This is a genomic window from Neptuniibacter sp. QD37_6, from assembly GCF_047778085.1.
GTDB lineage: Bacteria > Pseudomonadota > Gammaproteobacteria > Pseudomonadales > Balneatricaceae > Neptuniibacter.
Genome location: NZ_CP180550.1, coordinates 2,489,018 through 2,508,681, shown reverse-complemented (window position 1 = coordinate 2,508,681; position 19,664 = coordinate 2,489,018). Strand labels below are relative to the sequence as shown.

Annotated in this window: 16 protein-coding genes; 11 read left to right on the top strand and 5 right to left on the bottom strand. The window is 45.7% G+C overall.

Features of this window, described 5'->3' with window-relative positions; translation table 11 throughout:
* Positions 1-4 precede the first annotated feature (4 nt).
* From cobJ to ACMXYO_RS11920, 9 genes are all read left to right on the top strand, one after another.
* Positions 5-781, top strand: a complete 777-nt coding sequence (gene cobJ, locus ACMXYO_RS11960; protein WP_415883875.1) for a precorrin-3B C(17)-methyltransferase — start codon at positions 5-7, stop codon at positions 779-781.
* A 146-nt stretch (positions 782-927) separates the two neighbouring features.
* Positions 928-1,719, top strand: a complete 792-nt coding sequence (cobM, locus tag ACMXYO_RS11955) for a precorrin-4 C(11)-methyltransferase (RefSeq protein ID WP_415885334.1) — start codon at positions 928-930, stop codon at positions 1,717-1,719.
* Positions 1,720-1,724: 5 nt separating this feature from the next.
* Positions 1,725-2,798 (top strand): cobalamin biosynthesis protein CobW, encoded by a 1,074-nt coding sequence (cobW, locus tag ACMXYO_RS11950; protein WP_415885333.1) that lies wholly within the window; start codon positions 1,725-1,727, stop codon positions 2,796-2,798.
* A 31-nt stretch (positions 2,799-2,829) separates the two neighbouring features.
* Entirely contained in the window at positions 2,830-6,702 is a 3,873-nt protein-coding gene (cobN, locus tag ACMXYO_RS11945) for a cobaltochelatase subunit CobN (RefSeq protein ID WP_415885332.1), read from the top strand.
* Between the two features lie 67 nt (positions 6,703-6,769).
* On the top strand, positions 6,770-8,287 hold the full coding sequence (locus ACMXYO_RS11940; RefSeq protein WP_415885331.1) for a cobyric acid synthase: 1,518 nt from the start codon (positions 6,770-6,772) through the stop codon (positions 8,285-8,287).
* Complete coding sequence (gene cbiB, locus ACMXYO_RS11935) at positions 8,284-9,243, top strand: adenosylcobinamide-phosphate synthase CbiB (RefSeq protein WP_415885330.1); 960 nt, start codon at positions 8,284-8,286, stop codon at positions 9,241-9,243. Before ACMXYO_RS11940 ends, cbiB begins: the two co-directional genes overlap by 4 nt.
* Positions 9,240-10,358, top strand: a complete 1,119-nt coding sequence (locus ACMXYO_RS11930) for a threonine-phosphate decarboxylase (RefSeq protein ID WP_415885329.1) — start codon at positions 9,240-9,242, stop codon at positions 10,356-10,358. Before cbiB ends, ACMXYO_RS11930 begins: the two co-directional genes overlap by 4 nt.
* A gap of 58 nt (positions 10,359-10,416) precedes the next feature.
* The gene (locus ACMXYO_RS11925) at positions 10,417-11,604 is read left to right on the top strand and encodes a sirohydrochlorin chelatase (protein WP_415885328.1); all 1,188 of its coding nucleotides are present in this window, start codon (positions 10,417-10,419) and stop codon (positions 11,602-11,604) included.
* A gap of 385 nt (positions 11,605-11,989) precedes the next feature.
* Positions 11,990-13,987: an AAA family ATPase gene (locus ACMXYO_RS11920; RefSeq protein WP_415885327.1), complete on the top strand. Its 1,998-nt coding sequence runs from the start codon at positions 11,990-11,992 to the stop codon at positions 13,985-13,987.
* A gap of 117 nt (positions 13,988-14,104) precedes the next feature.
* On the opposite strand, the gene ACMXYO_RS11915 is transcribed toward ACMXYO_RS11920, so the two are convergent.
* From ACMXYO_RS11915 to ACMXYO_RS11905, 3 genes are all read right to left on the bottom strand, one after another.
* A complete protein-coding gene (locus tag ACMXYO_RS11915) occupies positions 14,105-14,302 on the bottom strand; it encodes a tautomerase family protein (protein ID WP_415885326.1) in 198 nt (65 codons plus the stop codon).
* 65 nt (positions 14,303-14,367) lie between these two features.
* Positions 14,368-14,751: a nuclear transport factor 2 family protein gene (locus ACMXYO_RS11910; protein ID WP_415885325.1), complete on the bottom strand. Its 384-nt coding sequence runs from the start codon at positions 14,749-14,751 to the stop codon at positions 14,368-14,370.
* Complete coding sequence (locus ACMXYO_RS11905) at positions 14,741-15,346, bottom strand: glutathione S-transferase family protein (RefSeq protein WP_415885324.1); 606 nt, start codon at positions 15,344-15,346, stop codon at positions 14,741-14,743. The genes ACMXYO_RS11910 and ACMXYO_RS11905 overlap by 11 nt, the downstream gene beginning before the upstream one ends.
* A gap of 111 nt (positions 15,347-15,457) precedes the next feature.
* Here ACMXYO_RS11905 and ACMXYO_RS11900 point away from each other — a divergent pair, with 111 nt between their 5' ends.
* Entirely contained in the window at positions 15,458-16,342 is an 885-nt protein-coding gene (locus ACMXYO_RS11900; RefSeq protein ID WP_415885323.1) for a LysR family transcriptional regulator, read from the top strand.
* A gap of 233 nt (positions 16,343-16,575) precedes the next feature.
* Entirely contained in the window at positions 16,576-17,346 is a 771-nt protein-coding gene (locus ACMXYO_RS11895) for a substrate-binding periplasmic protein (RefSeq protein ID WP_415885322.1), read from the top strand.
* A 64-nt stretch (positions 17,347-17,410) separates the two neighbouring features.
* Here the strand turns inward: ACMXYO_RS11895 and ACMXYO_RS11890 are convergent, their stop codons facing one another.
* Entirely contained in the window at positions 17,411-18,241 is an 831-nt protein-coding gene (locus ACMXYO_RS11890; protein WP_415885321.1) for an HDOD domain-containing protein, read from the bottom strand.
* 23 nt (positions 18,242-18,264) lie between these two features.
* Entirely contained in the window at positions 18,265-19,488 is a 1,224-nt protein-coding gene (locus ACMXYO_RS11885; RefSeq protein WP_415885320.1) for an EAL domain-containing protein, read from the bottom strand.
* Between the last annotated feature and the right edge of the window lie 176 nt (positions 19,489-19,664).

The window sequence follows — 19,664 nt, the reverse complement described above, 5'->3', positions numbered from 1 at the left end:
ATTAATGTCAAAACTATTTGTAGTGGGCACAGGCCCGGGTGATGCGCAGCTTGTAGCGCCAAAAGCTTTGGAAGCGATCAAAGCAAGTTCCGATCTAGTGGCGTACGGTCTTTATCTAGATCTGTTGGGTGACGTTTGTGATAACAAACAACACCATGATCTGCCTTTAGGCGAAGAGATTGGTCGCGCGCGTTTAGCGTTAGATCTGGCGGCAAGCGGTAAAACCACTGCACTGATCTCCAGTGGCGATATCGGTATCTATGCCATGGCAACATTGGTATTTGAGCTTCTGGATCAACAGCTACAGGGCAAAGAAGATCATCCTGAATGGCTAGATGTGGATATCGAAGTGATCCCAGGTATCTCGGCAATGCAGGCGGGTGCCAGCCGCGTTGGTGCAATGTTGGGCCATGACTTCTGTACGGTATCGCTTTCTGATCTGTTAACCCCTTGGGAAACAATCGAGAAACGTATCCACAGTGCAGGTAGCGGTGACTTTGTAATCTCTTTCTACAACCCCGTATCTAAAAAACGCGATTGGCAGCTAAATCATGCTCGCGACATCTTGTTGCAGTATCGCCCAGCGGAAACGCCAGTGCTACTAGGTCGTCAATTAACGCGTGAAGATGAATCGATCCGCATTATTACCTTAGGTGAGCTGGATGCTAAAGATGTAGATATGTTCACACTAGTAAGCGTCGGTAATAGCGAATCTCGCCATATCGTCAATGGCTCAAAAGAGTGGGTGTACACGCCGCGCGGTTACTCGAAGAAATTATAGGTTTGTATGTGATCTATTTCCCTCTGACTTCGTTTAAAGCGTACTCGAATGCTCATTTACTGGAAGTAAACTCTGCTTCTGCGTGCGCTTTCGCCTTGTCAGAGAAAAATATCTCTACCTACAAATCCAATAATTAAGGAAACGAAATGACAGTCTACTTTATCGGTGCAGGTCCGGGTGATCCTGAGCTAATGACCCTGAAAGGGCATCGCGTATTACAGGAGTGCCCAGTGGTGCTTTATGCCGGTTCTCTGATTCCTCGTGAAGTACTGGAAGCGGTTGAAGGCAAAGCGGAGAAGATCATCGATACCGCTACGATCGATCTGGATCAGATTACCGATCATATTATTCAGGCTCATAAAGAGGGTAAGGACGTTGCACGCTTACAGTGTGGTGATCCATCGCTCTATGGCGCAATAGGTGAACAGATCCGCCGTTTAGAAGCTGAAGGGATCGATTACGAAGTGATTCCGGGTGTTAGTGCGGTAGCGGCTTCAGCGGCTTACCTGAAGAAAGAGCTGACGCTTTCAGGTGTGTCCCAAACAATCATCATGACCCGTTACGAAGGTAAGACGCCGTTCCCTGAGCGTGAGCGTTTGCCGCAACTGGCGCAAAGTGGTGCAACCTTGGCGATCCACTTGGGAGTAACTCGCATCCATAAGATTGTTGAAGAGCTGATTCCGCACTATGGCGAAGACTGCCCGGTAGCTGTGTGCTATCGCAGCTCTTGGCCAGATCAGGACAAAGTGACCGGCACTTTGGGTGATATTGTCGCTAAAGTTCGCGAAAAGGGCTTTACCCGCACCTCTTTGATTCTGGTCGGTCATGTATTGGATACCGAAGATTTTGCCGATTCCTATCTGTACGACAAGGATCAGGCTCACGTATTCCGCAAGAAAGAACACAAAGCAAAACTTGTAAAAGAGACAACAGAGTAACAGTTATGCAACTGAATAAGATTCCAACCACGGTAGTAACAGGTTTTTTGGGTAGCGGTAAAACAACACTGCTATCTAGTGTTTTGAAGCAAGCGGCGGGCAAGCGTATCGCCGTGATTGTAAATGAGTTTGGTGAGTTGGATATCGACTCTGACTTGCTACGTAGCTGTCCTCTTGATTGTGAAGATGAGTCGGCGGCAACGGCTGAAGACCAGAACGGATTCTACGAACTGGCGAACGGCTGTATCTGCTGCACAGTAGAAGAAGAGTTTTTACCTGTAATGCAGCAGTTAGTTGAGCGTCGTGATGATATCGATCACATCTTGATTGAGACCAGTGGTCTTGCGCTACCTAAACCGCTGGTACAGGCATTCAACTGGCCGGGAATTAAAGAGTACTGCACCGTTGATGCGGTCATCACTGTAATCGATGGTCCTGCGGTTGCAGCTGGTCGTTTCGCAAATGATGAAGCTAAAGTTCAAGAACAGCGTCTAGCGGATGAGAGCCTAGATCATGATCCAAGCTTGAAAGAGCTTCTGGAAGATCAGCTAAGTGCTGCGGACCTAGTTGTTGTAAGCAAAAACGATCTACTCGCAGAAGAGCAGCGCACTCAGGTAGAAGCGGTTGTAAATGCCAAAGTGCCTGCTGAAGTGAAGACCTCTTACATCAGCAACGGTGAAGCGGATCTTGAGATGTTGATGGGCCTAGATTGTGCAACAGAAGAGCGTATCGAAGCGGTACATAATCACCACGATCATCACCATGATCATGGGCACGATCATGACCACGCCCACGATCATTTTGATTCTTTTGTCATCTCTATTGGCGAAGTGGACAGTGAAAAATTGCAAAGCGTTCTTAAAGGTCTACTAAGCGACTTTAACATCTACCGTGCTAAAGGCTTTGCGGCACTTCCGGGCAAGCCGATGCGTCAGGTAATGCAGGCGGTAGGTAAGCGTTTGGATGTGTATTTCGATCGTCCTTGGGGCAACGATGAGCCGAAAACTCAGTTGGTATTTATCGGCAAAGGCATCGACGAAGCAACCATCAAAACCGCGCTTGAAGAAGCTCTAGTTTAATTCTGGCTTCTAGCAACTAACGACTGATTTTATGCACCTATTAGCAGCGCAACCGGGCGGGTTTGTCGATGATGAAGGCATCATCGACTTAAACCAGACACCGGCCGATATGATCATCTTCTCTGCAGCCGATAGCTCGCTTGCCGCGCTGTCTGATGCTGCGTGTCTTTTTGCGGATGAGCAGATTGAAGGTGTAGGGGGAGATCAACCTTCGGTGCGCCTAGCCAACTGGATGCAGCTGCTAAAACCTGCTGCTTATGATCTGTATGAGCATAAAGTGCTGGAGCAATCTAAAGTGGTTGTTCTGTCACTCTTAGGTGGTGCGAGTTACTGGCAATATGGCTTCGAACGCCTACAAGCATGGGCGCAAGCCGATAGCAGCCGCACGCTAATTATCGTGCCGGGGGATGATACCCCCGATCCAGAACTGTTCTCCGCTAGTTCGGTAAGCGATAGCGAAGCGATGCGGATCTGGCGCTACCTGCGTGAAGGCGGTGTGGATAACAGTTTGCAACTGCTGAACTGCTTAACAGATCAATATCTGCATTCAGAGCGTCTATGGCATGAGCCAAGGCCGCTACCTAAATGCATGATCTATCTGCCGGCTACTAAAAACACGCCAAAAAATACTGTGCAGGCAGCGACTTTTCCAGAGTGGCAACAACGCCAGTGCGATATCGATAAGCCGGTAGCACTGCTGTTGTTCTATCGTAGCCATCTGCAAAGTGGCAATACCCGTATGTTTGATCAACTGATCGAACAGCTCGAAAGCAACGGTTTAGCACCATTACCGATCGCGATTGCCTCGCTTAAAGATGCGGAATCTTTAGCGCTAGTGAATGCACTTCTAGAACAGAGCGGTGCCAACCTGATTATCAACAGCACGGGATTTGCCTCCAATACAGTAGCAAGCCCCGATCTGTGTTCGCAGCCGAGTGAGTTTTACTCGCCATTTGTGCGCAAAGTGCCTGTTCTGCAGTTGGTGCTATCCAGTAGTACCGAAGATGATTGGCTAACGCACTCGCAAGGTCTACGCAGCCGCGATATTGCCATGCAGGTGGTTTTGCCAGAGATGGATGGCAGGGTGCATACCCGTGCATTGAGCTTTAAGACCGAAGATCACTTTGATGAACGCAGCCAAGTTTCCGTGGTGCGTTATCAACTCCATCAAGAACGCGCAGGCTTTGTGGCGCAGTTAGCGCTTAGGTTCGCTCAGCTCGCACGCAAGCCCAATCCTGAAAAGCGCATTGCGCTAATTTTGGCAAACTACCCAACCAAAGATGGCCGTATCGGTAATGGTGTGGGTTTAGATACGCCAGCTTCTGCGGTGAATATTCTAAGAGCGTTAGAAGCAGCCGGTTATCCACTGCAGAATATTCCTGAAAATGGCGATGCCCTGATTCAGGAACTGCTAGGTGCAGTAACGAACAACCCGAATACCCTACACAACCTGCCTTGCTGGCAGAGTATGTCGCTGGAGGATTATCAGCGCTGTTTTGCCAAGCTTCCGCAAGTCTGCCAACAAGCGGTGATCGATCAGTGGGGTGAACCACAGCAGGATATTAAATACCGTGATGGCCGCTTGATGCTATCCGGTATTCGCTTAGGTGAAACCTTTATCGGTATCCAGCCTGCCCGTGGTTTTTACATCGATCTGGTAGCGAACTACCATGATCCTGATCTGATCCCACCGCATAACTATCTAGCATTCTATTTTTGGTTGCGAGAGTGCTATCAAGTGGATGCGGTAGTGCATGTAGGTAAGCACGGTAACTTAGAGTGGTTGCCGGGTAAGGGCAGTGCGCTATCTGAAGAGTGTTGGCCGGATATCGCTCTAGGGCCAATGCCGCACTTCTACCCCTTTATTGTTAATGATCCCGGTGAAGGTGCGCAGGCCAAGCGCCGTACCCAAGCGGTGATTATTGATCATCTTATGCCGCCGATGACTCGTGCCGAAACCTACGGTGAAATGGCCGTATTGGAAGGGCTGGTGGATGAGTATTACCAAGCGATGGGGATGGATGATAAACGTCAGCAGTGGCTGCGTGATGAGATCCTAAAACAGGTCAAAAATACCCATCTGTTAGAAGAATTAGGTCAAACTTCCGATGATGAAGATGCTGTACTCAACGAACTAGATGCTTACCTTTGTGATATTAAAGAGGCGCAGATCCGTCATGGTCTGCATCGTTTGGGCGAACTGCCTGAAACAGAAAAACTGGCAGACACTTTAGTGGCGTTGTTACGTCTGCCACGGGGTGATGATCCCGACAGTCAGGGCATACTACATAACTTAGTGCAGGATCTGACTCTGACCGTTGGTTCCGAGCTAGACGGAGATCTTTTCGACCCGCTAGAAGCAGGCAGTAAAAACTGGTTAGGTGGAAAGCCAGCGCAACTTGCTGAACTTAGCGAAGATGATTGGCGCAGTGAGGCGGATACTCGTGAACGTTTGGAGCTATTCGCGGCTCAGTTGGTAACAGACTATGTCTTGGCAGATAACTCGTTAGAAACCTTAAGTGATCTACCTAGAACCGCAAAACAACTGGCGTACGCCCGTGCCACTATCCACAAGGCCTTACTGCAAAGTGCCGAGCTTGAGATTCAATCGCTCATCGCTGGTTTAGGTGGTGAGTTTGTTAATCCGGGCCCAAGTGGCGCACCAACTCGTGGTCGTTTGGATACTCTGCCCACAGGGCGAAATTTCTACTCGGTGGATAACCGTTCTATCCCATCTCCGGCGGCATGGGCGATTGGTGAACGTTCTGCGCAAGCGCTGATCGAGCGTCATTTACAGGAACATGGTGATTATCCGCGTACCCTGGGCTTATCGGTCTGGGGTACAGCGACTATGCGTACCGGCGGTGATGATATAGCACAAGCCTTTGCCTTGATGGGCGTTCGACCTATCTGGGCACCGGGCTCGAATCGTGTTGTGGATTTTGAGGTACTTAGTTCACAGCTATTAGGGCGACCGCGCGTCGATGTCACCTTGCGAGTTTCAGGCTTCTTCCGTGATGCTTTCCCTAATGTGATGAAGCTTTATGATTCAGCTGTGCAAGCAATTGCAGCGCTGGAAGAACCGGGTGAGAGCAACACGATCGCGCAGAATATCCGCAAGCGTGAGCAGGAACTGCTCGATCAAGGTTTGTCTACGGAGGAAGCGCAACGTCAGGCGAGTTACCGTGTCTTCGGCAGTAAACCAGGTGCTTATGGTGCGGGTTTGCAGGGCTTGATCGATGAGCGCTGCTGGGAACAGAAAAGCGATCTGGCAGAGGCCTACCTAAACTGGGGTGGTTACGCGTACGGTAATCAAAAAGGTGATGGCGTGGCTGCACCGCAGGCATTCCGGCATCAGCTATCGCAACTGGAAGCGGTGGTACAGAACCAAGATAACCGCGAACACGATCTGCTCGATTCCGATGATTACTACCAGTTCCAAGGTGGTATGAGCAATGCGGTTGAAGTCTATCGCGGTGAAGCTCCACAGGTGTATCACAGCGATCACTCTAATCCGCAAAAGCCCAAGATTCGCACCCTTAAAGAAGAGCTGAACCGTGTAATTCGTTCCCGCTTGCTCAATCCAAAATGGATCAATGCCATGCAGGAACACGGTTATAAAGGCGCGTTCGAGATGACCGCCAGCGTCGATTATATGTTTGCTTACGATGCCACCACTAACTTGATCGCCGATTATCAGTACGAAAAGGTCAGTGATGCACTGGTGTTTGACCAACAAAACCGCGAGTTCCTAGAGCAGCACAATCCCCATGCCCTAGAAGAGATGGCAGAACGGTTACTCGAAGCGACTCAGCGTGGCTTATGGCAAGAGCCGGGGGAATATTCTGAGAAGCTACAAGATTTATTGCTTGAATTAGATGAACAACAAGAAAGTGCCATGTAGGAGGCCAGCCCTCTGGCCGAAAAGTATCGCTCACAGGGTGAGCTCCTACAGGAACAAAGAGAATTAAATGAGCACCTTTAAAAATCCGCACACCCTAATGGCTCAAGGCACCACGTCGGATGCCGGTAAAAGCATCGTCGTTACTGCTCTGTGCCGTATTCTTGCTCGGCATAAAGTCTCTGTTGCGCCGTTCAAACCACAGAATATGGCGCTGAACAGTGCGGTTACTGCAGAGGGTGGCGAGATCGGTCGTGCTCAGGCGGTGCAGGCTGAAGCCTGTTACCTACCAGCCTCGGTAGAGATGAATCCTGTGCTGCTAAAACCGAACAGTGATATTGGTGCTCAGGTGATTCTTAACGGTAAAGCCATCGGTAATATGAAGGCGACTGAATACCACGCGTTTAAGCCTAAGCTGCTAACCGAAGTGGTGAAAAGCCATACCCAGCTACAAGAGAAATACAGCGCCGTGATTGTTGAAGGGGCGGGTAGTCCTGCTGAGATCAATCTGCGTGAGCACGATATCGCTAATATGGGCTTTGCTGAGGCAGTGGATTGCCCGGTAATTATTGTTGCGGATATTGATCGCGGTGGTGTGTTTGCTCATCTATTGGGTACTTATGAACTGCTGTCTGATTCTGAAAAAGCCCGCGTTAAAGGCTTTGTGATTAACCGCTTCCGCGGTGATGTTAGCTTGCTGCAATCGGGGTTGGATTGGTTGGAAGCACAAACCGGCGTACCTGTTTTGTGTGTAATTCCTTACGTGATGAATCTGCATATCGAGGCGGAAGACGCGGTTAATCAGCAGCAAAAGAGCAACGGTGAGCAGCAACTTAAAGTGGTTGTACCAATCTATCCTCGTGCCAGTAACCATACCGACTTTGATGTGCTTCGAATGCATCCTCAAGTGGATTGCGAGTTTATCCGTGATCCACAACAGTTTTCTGGGGCAGACCTTATCGTTCTACCGGGCAGTAAGAATGTCCGTGGCGACCTTAACTGGTTAAAAGAGAACGGCTGGGACAAAGTGATTCAACGTCACCTGCGTTTTGGCGGCAAGCTGATCGGTATTTGTGGCGGCTATCAAATGCTAGGGGAGTGGATTCACGACCCAGAGCAGATCGAATCCTCAGCCGGGTCGAGCGAAGCGTTGGGAATTCTACCGATGGAAACCTCGCTGACTGGTAATAAGATGCTGCGTAATGTTAAGGGCGTGCTTTGCGGTACAGATACACCAGTGACAGGTTACGAGATCCATGCCGGTATTAGTAGCGGCGAAGCCTTAGATAACCCGCTATTTGAGTTGGATGTTGAGGGTGTTATCCACACCGACGGTGTACGTGATCCAAGTGATCAGGTGCTTGGCACTTATCTACACGGCGTATTTGATCAACCCGAACTACTGCAAGCGTGGCTAGATTGGGCTGGTTTGGATCAACAGAATAGCTTTGACTACCCAGCATTCCGTGAAGCGCAGATCAACCGTCTAGCGGATGAAGTCGAAGTGGTTATGCCATTAGAAAAGATACTTAGCCTGCTTGAGTTAGAAGCAGATGGCTTAGATGAAAAGGCTGGGGAACCTGCATGAGCATTGCTTTAAGTTTATTAATCGCGCTGCTGTTAGATTACTTCCTCAAAGAGCCTAAGCGATTCCATCCGCTAGTGGGCTTTGGCAATTTAGCCATAGCGATAGAGAAGAGATTAAATCAGGGGACTGCGGCCACAAACAGACAGAAGCGATCCGGTATTATTGCTTGGTTATTGGCTGTTATACCGTTAACTTGCGCCGCATTGATTATTGATCTGTTGTTGTCAGGTTCGGCGGTTTTTTCTGCGGTAGTGGGCGGGGTAGTGCTGTACTTAGCGATCGGTTGGCAGAGCTTACTCAGTCATGCTTTAGCTATTGCTAAACCGCTTAATCAAGGTGATTTGGATAGCGCTCGCACCGCTGTAGGGATGATTGTTAGCCGCGATACCTCCGAGCTAGATGAAAAAGCCGTAGCCTCGGCAGCAACTGAATCGGTATTAGAGAACGGTGCCGATGCGATTTTTGCGGCAATCTTCTGGTTCTGCCTTTTAGGTATCCCTGGGGTGGTGCTCTATCGCTTGAGTAATACATTGGATGCCATGTGGGGTTATAAAAACGAACGTTTCCTGCATTTTGGTTGGTGTGCGGCGCGTATCGATGATCTGTTGAATTTTATCCCTGCACGTCTTACTGCCCTAAGTTATGCACTAGTAGGTGAAACCAAGATCGCACTGGATAGCTGGAAGCAGCAAGCACCAACGTGGAAGAGTCCAAATGCTGGCCCTGTGATGGCCGCTGGTGCTGGAGCGATTAATGTCTCGCTAGGTGGTGCTGCGATCTATCACGGTGAAGTTCAGCAGCGTCCACCACTCGGCCCAGTAGAAGGTGATCAACCTTCGGCAAAGAGTATCGAGGATGCCTGTGGTTTGGTGAACCGCGTACTCATGCTGTGGGGTATTGGCCTTTATGTAACACTGGCATTAGCGGTGGCGATTACCTCAGGGGTGAGCTCTTGAGTGATTTGATTCACGGTGGCGATCTGATCTCGGCATCTGCGCAATACGGTATTCCGGTAGAGGAATGGTTGGATCTATCCACAGGTATCAACCCAGTACCTTACCCTGTACCTCAGATAGGCGAACATTGCTTTCAGCAGTTACCTTATCAATCAGCTGAATTTAAAGCGGCGGTTAAAAGTTACTATGGCGCTGAGGGCGTGGCGGCTAATGGCACGCAGCAGATCATTGAGTTGTTGCCATCAGTGCTACCGTTAGTGTCGCAAGAGTTACCGATCCTGCTACCCGATTGTGGTTACCAAGAACATCGCTATAGCTGGCAACAGCAGAAGCGAGAGCTGAATTATTATCCAGCAACTGATCAGATTGCCTCTGAGCAACGTATCCAACAGCAGCTAAATTCAGGTTCTGCGATGCACCTGTTACTGATCAATCCGAATAATCCAACAGGGCTTAAGTTTACCCCAGAGCAGATCTATCGCTGGGCAGAGCAGATGCAGCAGGGCGCTTATCTTATTGTGGATGAAGCCTTTATTGATCTAAGCCCTGAACAGAGCGTTTTAAGCGATTATGATCGGTTTGAGCAGCTAGGTAATATCCTAGTGCTGAGGTCATTCGGTAAGTTCTTTGGCTTAGCCGGTATTCGTTTGGGTTTTGCCTTTGCTAATCAACAGATACTGCAAAAGTTACAAACGGAACTAGGCTCTTGGGCGGTAAATGGTCCAGCACAAGCTGTGGCCATCGCAGCGCTGAATGATGCTAAATGGCAGGCCGAGGCTAGGCAGCAAATTAGCCAAAATGCGCAAGCAACCTTAGAGCTTTGGCAGCCATTGCTTAGGACATTTAATGCAGAGCTTTTATCGTGCGATCGCCTGTTTCTAACGGTTAAATTGGACGCTGAAAAAGCCAAGCAGATTTACCAATTTTTAGCCGAGCAGGGCATACTGATCCGCCTTGTTCTGGATGAAGAATTCAACTGTGATTTATCAGTTGATAAAGCACAGGGAGATAGTAAAAACTGTTTGCTGCGCAGTGGGTTAGTCGATACTCGAAATGCAGACCAGTGCGAGAAATTAAAACGGGTTATAAGTGAGTTATTACTTACACTGGAATGATCTATAAACGGGCTCATATTTGATTAAAAAGTCCGTACAATAACAATGTGTTTTACGAATGATTGGAGAAAGCCCTGTGCCTAAAAAAGGTATTATGGTGTGTGGTCACGGTAGCCGTGACAAAGATGCAGAAAGAGAGTTTGGCCGTGTTGCGGAAGGGTTAAAAAAGCGCTTCCCTGATATGCCGGTAGAGTATGGTTTCTTAGAGTTTTCTGCACCGAATATTCATATGGGGCTTAACTCCCTGTTAGAGCAAGGTGTAGAAGATATCTACGCCGTGCCGGGTATGCTATTTGCGGCAACCCACGCTAAAAACGATATCCCTTCTGTACTGACAACTTACGCTGAAAAGAACGAAGGCGTAAACGTTCACTACGGTAAAGAGCTAGGCCTTCACCCAGCAATGATCGAAGCCTTTCAGGCGCGTATCTATGAATCTCTAGGTTTAGACCCAGAAAACCCACCAGAGAATCTTTACGACACTATGCTGGTGGTTGTTGGCCGTGGTACTTCGGATACCGAAGCCAATGCCGAAGCGGCAAAACTAACCCGTATCGTTAACGAGAACATGGGCTTTGGTTGGGCTGATACAGTCTACTCTGGCGTAACTTACCCATCGGTTGGCGTAGGTCTTGAGCGTCTAATGAAGCTCGGCTTCAAGAAGATCGTAGTGGCACCTTACTTCCTATTCACAGGCCGTCTGATCAAACGCATCTTCGGTTATGTGGATAAAGTGGCAGAAGAAAACCAAGCGATCGAATTTATCAAAACGCCATACCTAAACGATCACGACAAAGTGATTGATGCTTTCGAGATCCGTGTGCGTGAAATTCTGGATGATCTGCCACAAGGTGATGAAACCTTAATGGAATCCTTCCAGCGCCGTTTGGCTGCTGGTGAAGTGGATGTTCATCACCACCATGCTGAATTCAACCCAGACGCTGAGCATGGCCACAGTCATGATCATAGCCACGATCATTCACATGGTCATCATCATGATCACTCGAACGGGCACTCTCATGGGCACTCTCATGGGCATTCACATAGCCATGAACACGGCCATTCTCACGAGCATGGTCATTCGCATGGTGTGTACAAGCATATCGGCCACCCACTAGGCCCACGCACTATGATTGGCGAAGGAATCTGCTGCTGCTTTATGTCCCAGTTCCCAGAAGAAATTCTGGAAGAGGAGAAAGCGAAGGTGGGGCTTTGTAAGGCTGAGGATGCTTTGGCGCATAAGTGAATCAGTGGCTAGTTGCTAGAGCGCTTCGCTTATAGTGGCTAGGACGCTGCTTCGCAGCTAGAGAACGCTTCGCTTTTAGGACGCGGCCCTGCCGCTAGAGAAAAAGATTTAAAAACCGGCTTTTATGCCGGTTTTTTTTGTGTGTGAGGTAAAACGTCTTACCAGTGGAGGCAGGTATCTACTGAAGTATAAGAATTTAGATCAAAGGATAAGCAATTAATGTAGTAAACCACTGTTTTTTATGGTTTTTAAATGGATTGCTCCGCGGGATACTATCAGAAGAATATTTAAATCTAGTTGAGCAAGATCTCGGTTTAAGGAATCGAGGAAATTTCGCTGTTATAAAAATTACAAAAAGGCTTATAGGCTTAAAAGGGAAGTTGATATGTTAGTGTCTGTTTTTATTAGTTATTTTAAAACTTTTAAAGGGAATAAGTATATACCCTTGAGCCAGGGTGAGAGGTTTTCAGCACTAATAGGTGAGAACGGGGCTGGTAAAAGCTCTATTTTAGAAAGCCTTAATTGTTTATTTAATAGAGCGGAATGGAATATAAATAATCAGGGTAAAAGAAGTGGTTCTCCAGCTCATGTGGTAGGAATTTTCCTAATTAGAAAAGATTCTTTTCAGAAAATAAAAAAGGATCATTTAGTAAAGAAAAAATATGAAGTTGTTGATGATTACTTAAGAAATATATCACCTGATAAATTTAATACTTCACAGAGGCAAATAGTAGAAGATTTTATAAGACATAGAGATGAAGTGCTTTCTAACCTAGAAAATGATAATTTTTATTTGGCAGTCGCAGGTAAGCAAAGCGAAATGGATGATTCGTTTTTTACTGTTTTTGATAAAGATATATCTAAGCTTATTGATACTCAGATAAGAAAAGATAATAAAGATGAAAAGTCTTTAGAGAAAGCCGTAAGGAAAGATCGAAATTTATATTCTGAAGATGTATTGTCTAAACTGGCTTATATATACATACCTGCAGAAGTTAATGCTGCTGAATTTACAAGGCTTGAAAGCACAGGGATTCAGAAACTTATGGGGAAAGAACTTTCTGTGAAAATAGCAGAACATTTCCCGCCACCTTTGATAGCTGAGATTAATAAAGGATTACATACTTTTCTTGATGAAATAGAAGGGATGCTAGACGGATATAGATATAAAAGGCTTCCAGGCAAAGATGGATATCTAACAAAGGAAGATGTTAGGGAAAAGGTAGTCGAAGCTTTTTTTGCAACTCGAGTTTTGAACAAAATTTCAGATCAGGGTGATATTGAAGTTAAAAACTTAAGTTCTGGTGAAAAGAGGAAGTCATTAGTTGACTTGGCATCGTCCTTTATCGAACAAGATGCAGTTAGAGCAAAGAGTGTAATAATTGCTTTTGATGAGCCTGAGGCTTCATTAGATGTTGGATCATGTTTTGAGCAGTACCAAAAAATACAGCGTATGGCGAAAGAAGGTAGCCAGATAATGGTAGCTACTCATTGGTATGGGTTTATGCCAATAGTTTCGATCGGTAATGCTATTCACTTGGAAAGGGACGATATGATAACTACTTCTATTATCCCTCTATATAACTATAAAGAAAGTATAAAGCATAGGAATCAGAAAGATAGGGTGATTCCAAAATCGATAGACCTTAAAAGTATGAATGACCTTGTTCAGTCTATATATCATTCAATTAAATCTGAAGACTTTTTTAATTGGATTATTTGTGAAGGTTCAACTGATAAAGTATATATTGAAAACTACATTGATGATGAAAGATTGAAAGTTATTCCTTTAGGTGGGGCAAATCAAGTTAAAAAGCTATTTGAATATATGTTTATTGCTATTAATGATATTGATAGGGAGTTAAAGAATAAAGGTAAAGTTCTATGTGTTGTAGATACTGATGATGTGATGACTAACTTCAGTTCAGATGGCTGTAATAATTTGTCAGCTATGAGATTACTATGTATAGATAAACATGTTGATCTAGTTAGAGTTACTGATAAGAGGGCAAGTCCGGTAACAGTAATCGAAGATGCATTGGAAGGTCATGTTTTTCTTAAAACTCTTAAAGAATTTCGAAGTCAGTATGAAGAGATAGATAATTTATTACACGAAATGGACGTGGATGACTTGAGTTACTCTTCTTGTCAAGCTTTTGATCTTAAAAAATCTCAGTTTAAAGTTTTGAAAGATTTCTTTTCAAAAGATGATAATAAAATGAGGTTTGCGAATAAATATGCCGGCCATATTTCAAAAACTAAGCCTGTATGGATATCCAAAATTATGGATTATTTTGACATGCAGGAAGCGGAAGTATCAGAACCTATGAACGAAAATGTAGGTGGAAGAATAAATGGGACTCTTACTTTATCAAAAGGATAAAGGACAATTGGGGGCAGAGTTAATTTTAACTCAGTTCTTAAGCATCCAACTGAGTGCCATCAATAATAAAACCGGCTATATGCCGGTTTTATTGTTTTGGAGTTCTAATGAACCCGACTATCTCTTTCTTCTCTCAGTGACAGTCTCGTAGCCGATTCCCCAGTTGTCTGTTTGTACTTCGTCGATGACAACAAAGGTTGATTGAGGGTCTTTGTTTAGGACTTCTTGTAATAGCTTTGTGGTGCCTTGGATCAGGGCCTTTTTCTCGGCTTGGGTCACGCCTTCATCGGTGATTTTGATATTTACGTATGGCATTTTGGGTACTCTTGCTGATGAGTTGCTGGTCAGAACATTCTCTGTGTAGGTGCTTCATACGGCAGCTACGTTGGTTGTTTGGTTATGTCCGTATACATCTTGTTCACGATTAACCAGCGGCCTTGTTCCTTTAGTAAGCCTAAAAAATCGATATAGAAATAATCGAATAATGGGCATTCCAGTTTGACCATTGCTTGATCGTGCATGATCTCGATGGACAGGACCTTAAAGTTAAATGGTTGTCCAAGTGCCTCAGGAGTTGCTCGGGTTTCGACATCTTTAAGCCAGCGTTCTAGAGAGCGGTAATTACCTGGGGTTTTTAGCATGGCCGTTGGGTGAAAGATCGCTTTCAGTTGGCTGCTATTGCCCTGATACAAACCGGTAAAATAGCTATTGATGATGGTATGAATCATCACGAAGTCATCATCTATTGCAGGGTTAGTTGTCATTTTCGGCCTCCATCAGCAGGGCTTGCTTAAAGGTCGGTCTTTCCATAACGCTGTTTAGCATAGCTGTGGTACGTGAACCCAGTTTGATCTTAACTGGAAAATACTCACTCCAACGTGAATAAACGGCCAGCATAATATCAGCTGCTGAAACGGATTCTCCGCCGAGATAGCTGTGGTTTTCTAGTTGAACTTCTACCGATTCCCATAGGCTGTTGATGGCGTTAGCGGCGGCGTTTAAGGCTTTATCTTTCTCAGGTCCTTCGGTCATATTTTGGGAGATAAAGAATAGTCTGCCGTAGGCGGGATGCATTGTCGCATTGGCAAACATAATGTCTTGAATCGCTTTTTGCTGGTCATTTTTGTCTTGAGGAAAAAGCTGGTTGGCTTTAGAGCGCAATAGGTAAAGCATGATGGCTGCACCTTCCTTCAGCGTTTTACCTTCATCGATGAGTACGGGGACGTTACCCACAGGGTTTATCGCTGAGAAGTCAGTAACCTTATTTTTGTTAATCAGGCTGACAGGCTCATCCATCTCTAACAAAACAGTCAGCGTCGCGAGTGAGCAGGCGTTTGGCAGGTAATACAAGGTGTACATAGGTTTCTCCTGATTAGGTCAGATCGTAAAAGACAGAATCAGAATAAATGACTTGCTAGGTTTCATATATATCTACAATATGAACGTACTGTTTACATATTGGAAACTACTATGGATAAACTTAGGGCAATGTCGCTGTTCATTCGCTTAGCAGAGCGGGGGAGCTTTACTGAAGTCGCCGAAGAGCTTGGCTTGTCTAAGTCGATGGTGAGTAAAGAGATCAGTCGGCTAGAGACTGAAATCGGCGCGCGGTTAATTCACCGATCTACCCGATCGTTGCAGCTAACCACTATAGGAGAGGGGTATTTGCGCCATTGTCATGAGATTTTAGAGCGCATTGATGACGCTGAAAGCTTTGTCCAAGGGGCGCAAGATTTGCCCCGTGGGAAGTTAAAAATTAATGCTCCCATGGCATTGGGTATCTCGCATCTAAGCCAAGTCTTTGCAGACTTTATGCGTGAGTATCCTGACATCGAATTGGATATCCATCTTGATGATGCGCCCGTTGATCTGATTGAAAATGGATTTGATCTTGGCTTCAGAGCCGCAAGCCGTGCGTTTGACTCCGGTTATGTCGGTAAGCCGCTAATGGAATTTAGCTATAAGGTGTGTGCATCTGAAGACTACTTAAAAGAACAGGGCCCAATTACGACGGTTGAAGAGCTGTCGGAACATAACTGTTTTATCTATAGCTATTTCAGAGGTCAGGATATCTGGCCGCTTGGTGAGGGCGTAAAGGTCGGTGGCAATCTACGCGTGAACAGCACGCCTTTTATGCTTGATGTCGTGAAAGGTGGCTTAGGTATCGGTTTCATTCCTGATTTTATTGCTGGAAATGCAATTCGCGAAGGGCAGGTTGTGGAGCTACTTAGTAACGTAGAAAGACCACGTTTAACCCTATATGCCATGTATCCTGCTAGGCGACTGACGCCACCTAAAATTAAGCTGTGTATTAGCTTTTTAGAACGCTGGTTTGAGGAAAGCTGGGCAGGATAAATCAGAATAGAGTAAGGGATAATGCCTTATAGGTAGCTTAGTGGTCAGTTATGTGTCTTTATCAAGTGGGGCAAAAATATAATCCACCCTAAGTTATCGTCTATCCTGAAATTAGGTGTTTATCGCCAAAGTTTAATCAAATATGTTTGGGGATCGATCAGGGGGAATGTACTGATTTTACTGTTTTGCTAGATCACCAACATACAGTTGATACCGCTAGTTTAGGGTCAGTTATGCTTTTGAAAAAATATGCAGTCTTATGTCTATTCTTGCTTTTCTCAGCGAATGCCATCTCGGATAAGTTAACGATCAGTGTTCAGGATTTCCCGCCATTTACCACAGTTGAACAAGGCAGAATTTCAGGACCTTTTGTTGAAATCGTAGAGAAAATTTCAGTTCATTCTGAGATTGAAATAGAGATCCTTCTACATCCGAATCGGAGATCGAAGGCCCTCTTAAAGGAAGGCTACGTTAATGCCAACTTTCCTCTTGGCTGGAACGAGGAAAGAGATAAATGGTTACATTGGTCCCTACCGTTGATGAGTACTGAATACGGGTTCTTTACCCGCATAAATGAGGCTAAAGAATACAACTCTATCGAGTCATTTTCGGGAATGAAGGTAGGTGTTTTTGGGCCTTCAAATACCTCTTATTCACTTGAGCGTTTAAGTGAAGACATAGAGGAAAAGGGCCTCGAACCCATTAATGTGAAAATGCTACCCAATAGTAACGGTCAGAATCTAAAGAAGCTGGTGGCTAAAAGAATTGATGCCGTTTACTTGAACAGAGATTTGGGTGAATACCAGATTAAAGCATTAGAAATTGATGGTGCTGAGTATTCATTGGGTGTTGAGCAGATCAATTATTACATCGGATTCTCGAAGGAAAATACGAGTAAAGAGTTAGTGGATAAGCTAAATGACAGTATTCGCTACTTAAAAGAGAAAGGCGAAATTAGCACGATTTTAAGTACCTATAATATTAGGGCTGCACATGAAAATTGATTCTAAGCTGACCCCTCTAATCCAAATTGTTGCAAAAGAAATCTGATCCCACTTTAAAAGATGACTAACTCGACAGATAAACCCCAATCAGAGATTTCTTCTCTTCAGTGACCGCTTCCTGCATCTCTAACAGAGCTTCTTCTGTAACCGGGTTTTCCACATACTGATTGCATAATTCTAGCGATGCTTTGATTTTTTCTTCGTCACCGTAGGCCATAGCATTAGCCATATAAACGCAGAGAACAGTCGGTTCTGGCGGATTAGTTTGATCCAGTTCGTGATGTTGTTTTACCGCGGTAGATAGAAGCTCGGGTAGGTTCCAGGAGCGGATCAATTCGGCACCGGCTTCGGTATGATCAAATCCGATAAAATCCTGTTCCTGTAGTGGCATTTGGTTTGGCCAGATCTTTTGTATCTCTTCTAACTGATCTTTACAGGCTTGGGCTATAACGAGTTTACCGACATCGTGCAGCAGGCCTGCGATAAATAGCTCTTCTTGTTCCTTTCGGTTTGCCCAGTGTTTTCCGAGTGTTTTAGCAGCAATGGCTACATGTAGGCTATAGTCCCAGAATTCGTTGATGGGAAAGCCTGTAGCTCGAACATCTTCAAACTGTTTCACCACGCTGGAGCCGAGAACAAGGTTTTGAAAGTCCTTTAGGCCGACCAGTGATATCGCATGGGAGATGGTGGAAATCTGACTTGGGAAGCCATAGAAGGAGCTGTTCACAATTGCTAGTAGTTTGGTAGAGATACCTGCATCCAGTTTTATGATTTCTGCTAACTCATTATTGGTTGTCGTTGCTTGATCAATCTTTACTGTGATCTTTTGATAGATCTCTGGTAGAGAGATCACTGATTTGCAACGCAGAATCGCTTTATTCAGATGTTTGTTCATAGGTCGTATTCAGCCTGATTTAGTTAGCGCCCGAGCTGTTTCTGAATTAAGACAATAAATTCATCTTTAGGGATAGGTTTTGAGTAGTAATAACCTTGTCCAAAATCACAATTAAAGGCCTGTAGCATGGTTTGGTCTTTTTCCTCTTCAACCCCTTCTGCGATGGTGCTCATCTCCAAAGATTCAGCCAAAGTACAAAGCGTACGAACAATGGCTTTACTGGTTGGGTTTTCGGCCATAGTGGAGACAAACGAGCGGTCGATCTTGATGCTGTCGATTGGGAAGCGGTGAAGGTAGCTGAAACTGGAATAGCCGGTACCGAAGTCGTCCAATGCGATCTTACAGCCAAAACGTTTGAAATCTGTCAGTACCTGCGAGATGCGCAGTGGATCTGACATCAATAGGGTCTCGGTGATTTCAAGTTTGAGATGAGTCAGCTCTATATCGTTATCCAACAGATGATCGGTTAGTGCTTCAACTTGTGCATCGGTCTCTATTTGTCGACTAGAGAGGTTTACGCTGACAAAGAATGGATTAGCTTTATCAGCAAGCTGGTTAAATTCCTTAACTGCTTGGTGAGCTTCGGAAAAGATCCAGTGACCGATCGGTTCGATCAGGCCGGTTTCTTCGGCTAGGGCGATAAACTGTATAGGCGGTACTAGACCGCGATCGGGATCTTGCCAGCGGATAAGTGCTTCACAGCCGAGTATTAAACCTGTTTGTAGATCGACAATGGGTTGGTAGAACAGGCGAAGCTCGTTGTTATCTAAGGCTTCACGTAAGCGTTGCTCTTCAGTAACGCGGCGAACGGCCATCTCGGTTTGTTCTTTGAGGCGGTCGTTTTCTAATTTCGGTTTTACTTCGATGCTGTCAATTGAGCCGCCTGCAGAGACGGTATCAAAATGGCCTTTCATCTCTCGATAACGTTGCAGTACGATCTGCATCAGCAAGTTGACGGTTGGATCTGCAGTACCAATTAAGCGGTGAATGTACTCTTTTGGAATAACGATCAACTCAGCATCACTTAATACTGTGGCCGTTGCTGTGCGTACGCCATCATCGATCAGAGCCATCTCCCCTAGAATGTCGCCGTGTTGGGCGATGGCAAAACGAAGATCACGATCTTTAACTTTTGTAGAAACGCCAACTAAACCACTATCTACAATATAGGCGCGGTCACCGGCTTCGCCTTCCTGAAATATCACAGCGCCAGCGGGTAGCTGAATTCGATAACCTTCAGTTTCCACAACGGGTTCCTCTCTGGTCATGCATTTAAAGGCACAGTGCTTCTTAGAAGTTTAGCTATTTAATTGCCAAACAATAGAAATTTTAGAGCGTGAACGCTTAGTTCAGTGGGCAGCTAAGCCTTTTAGAAAGGATGAGGTTACGGGAGGCCTCCGTAATTTTTATCATGCAGTGCTGA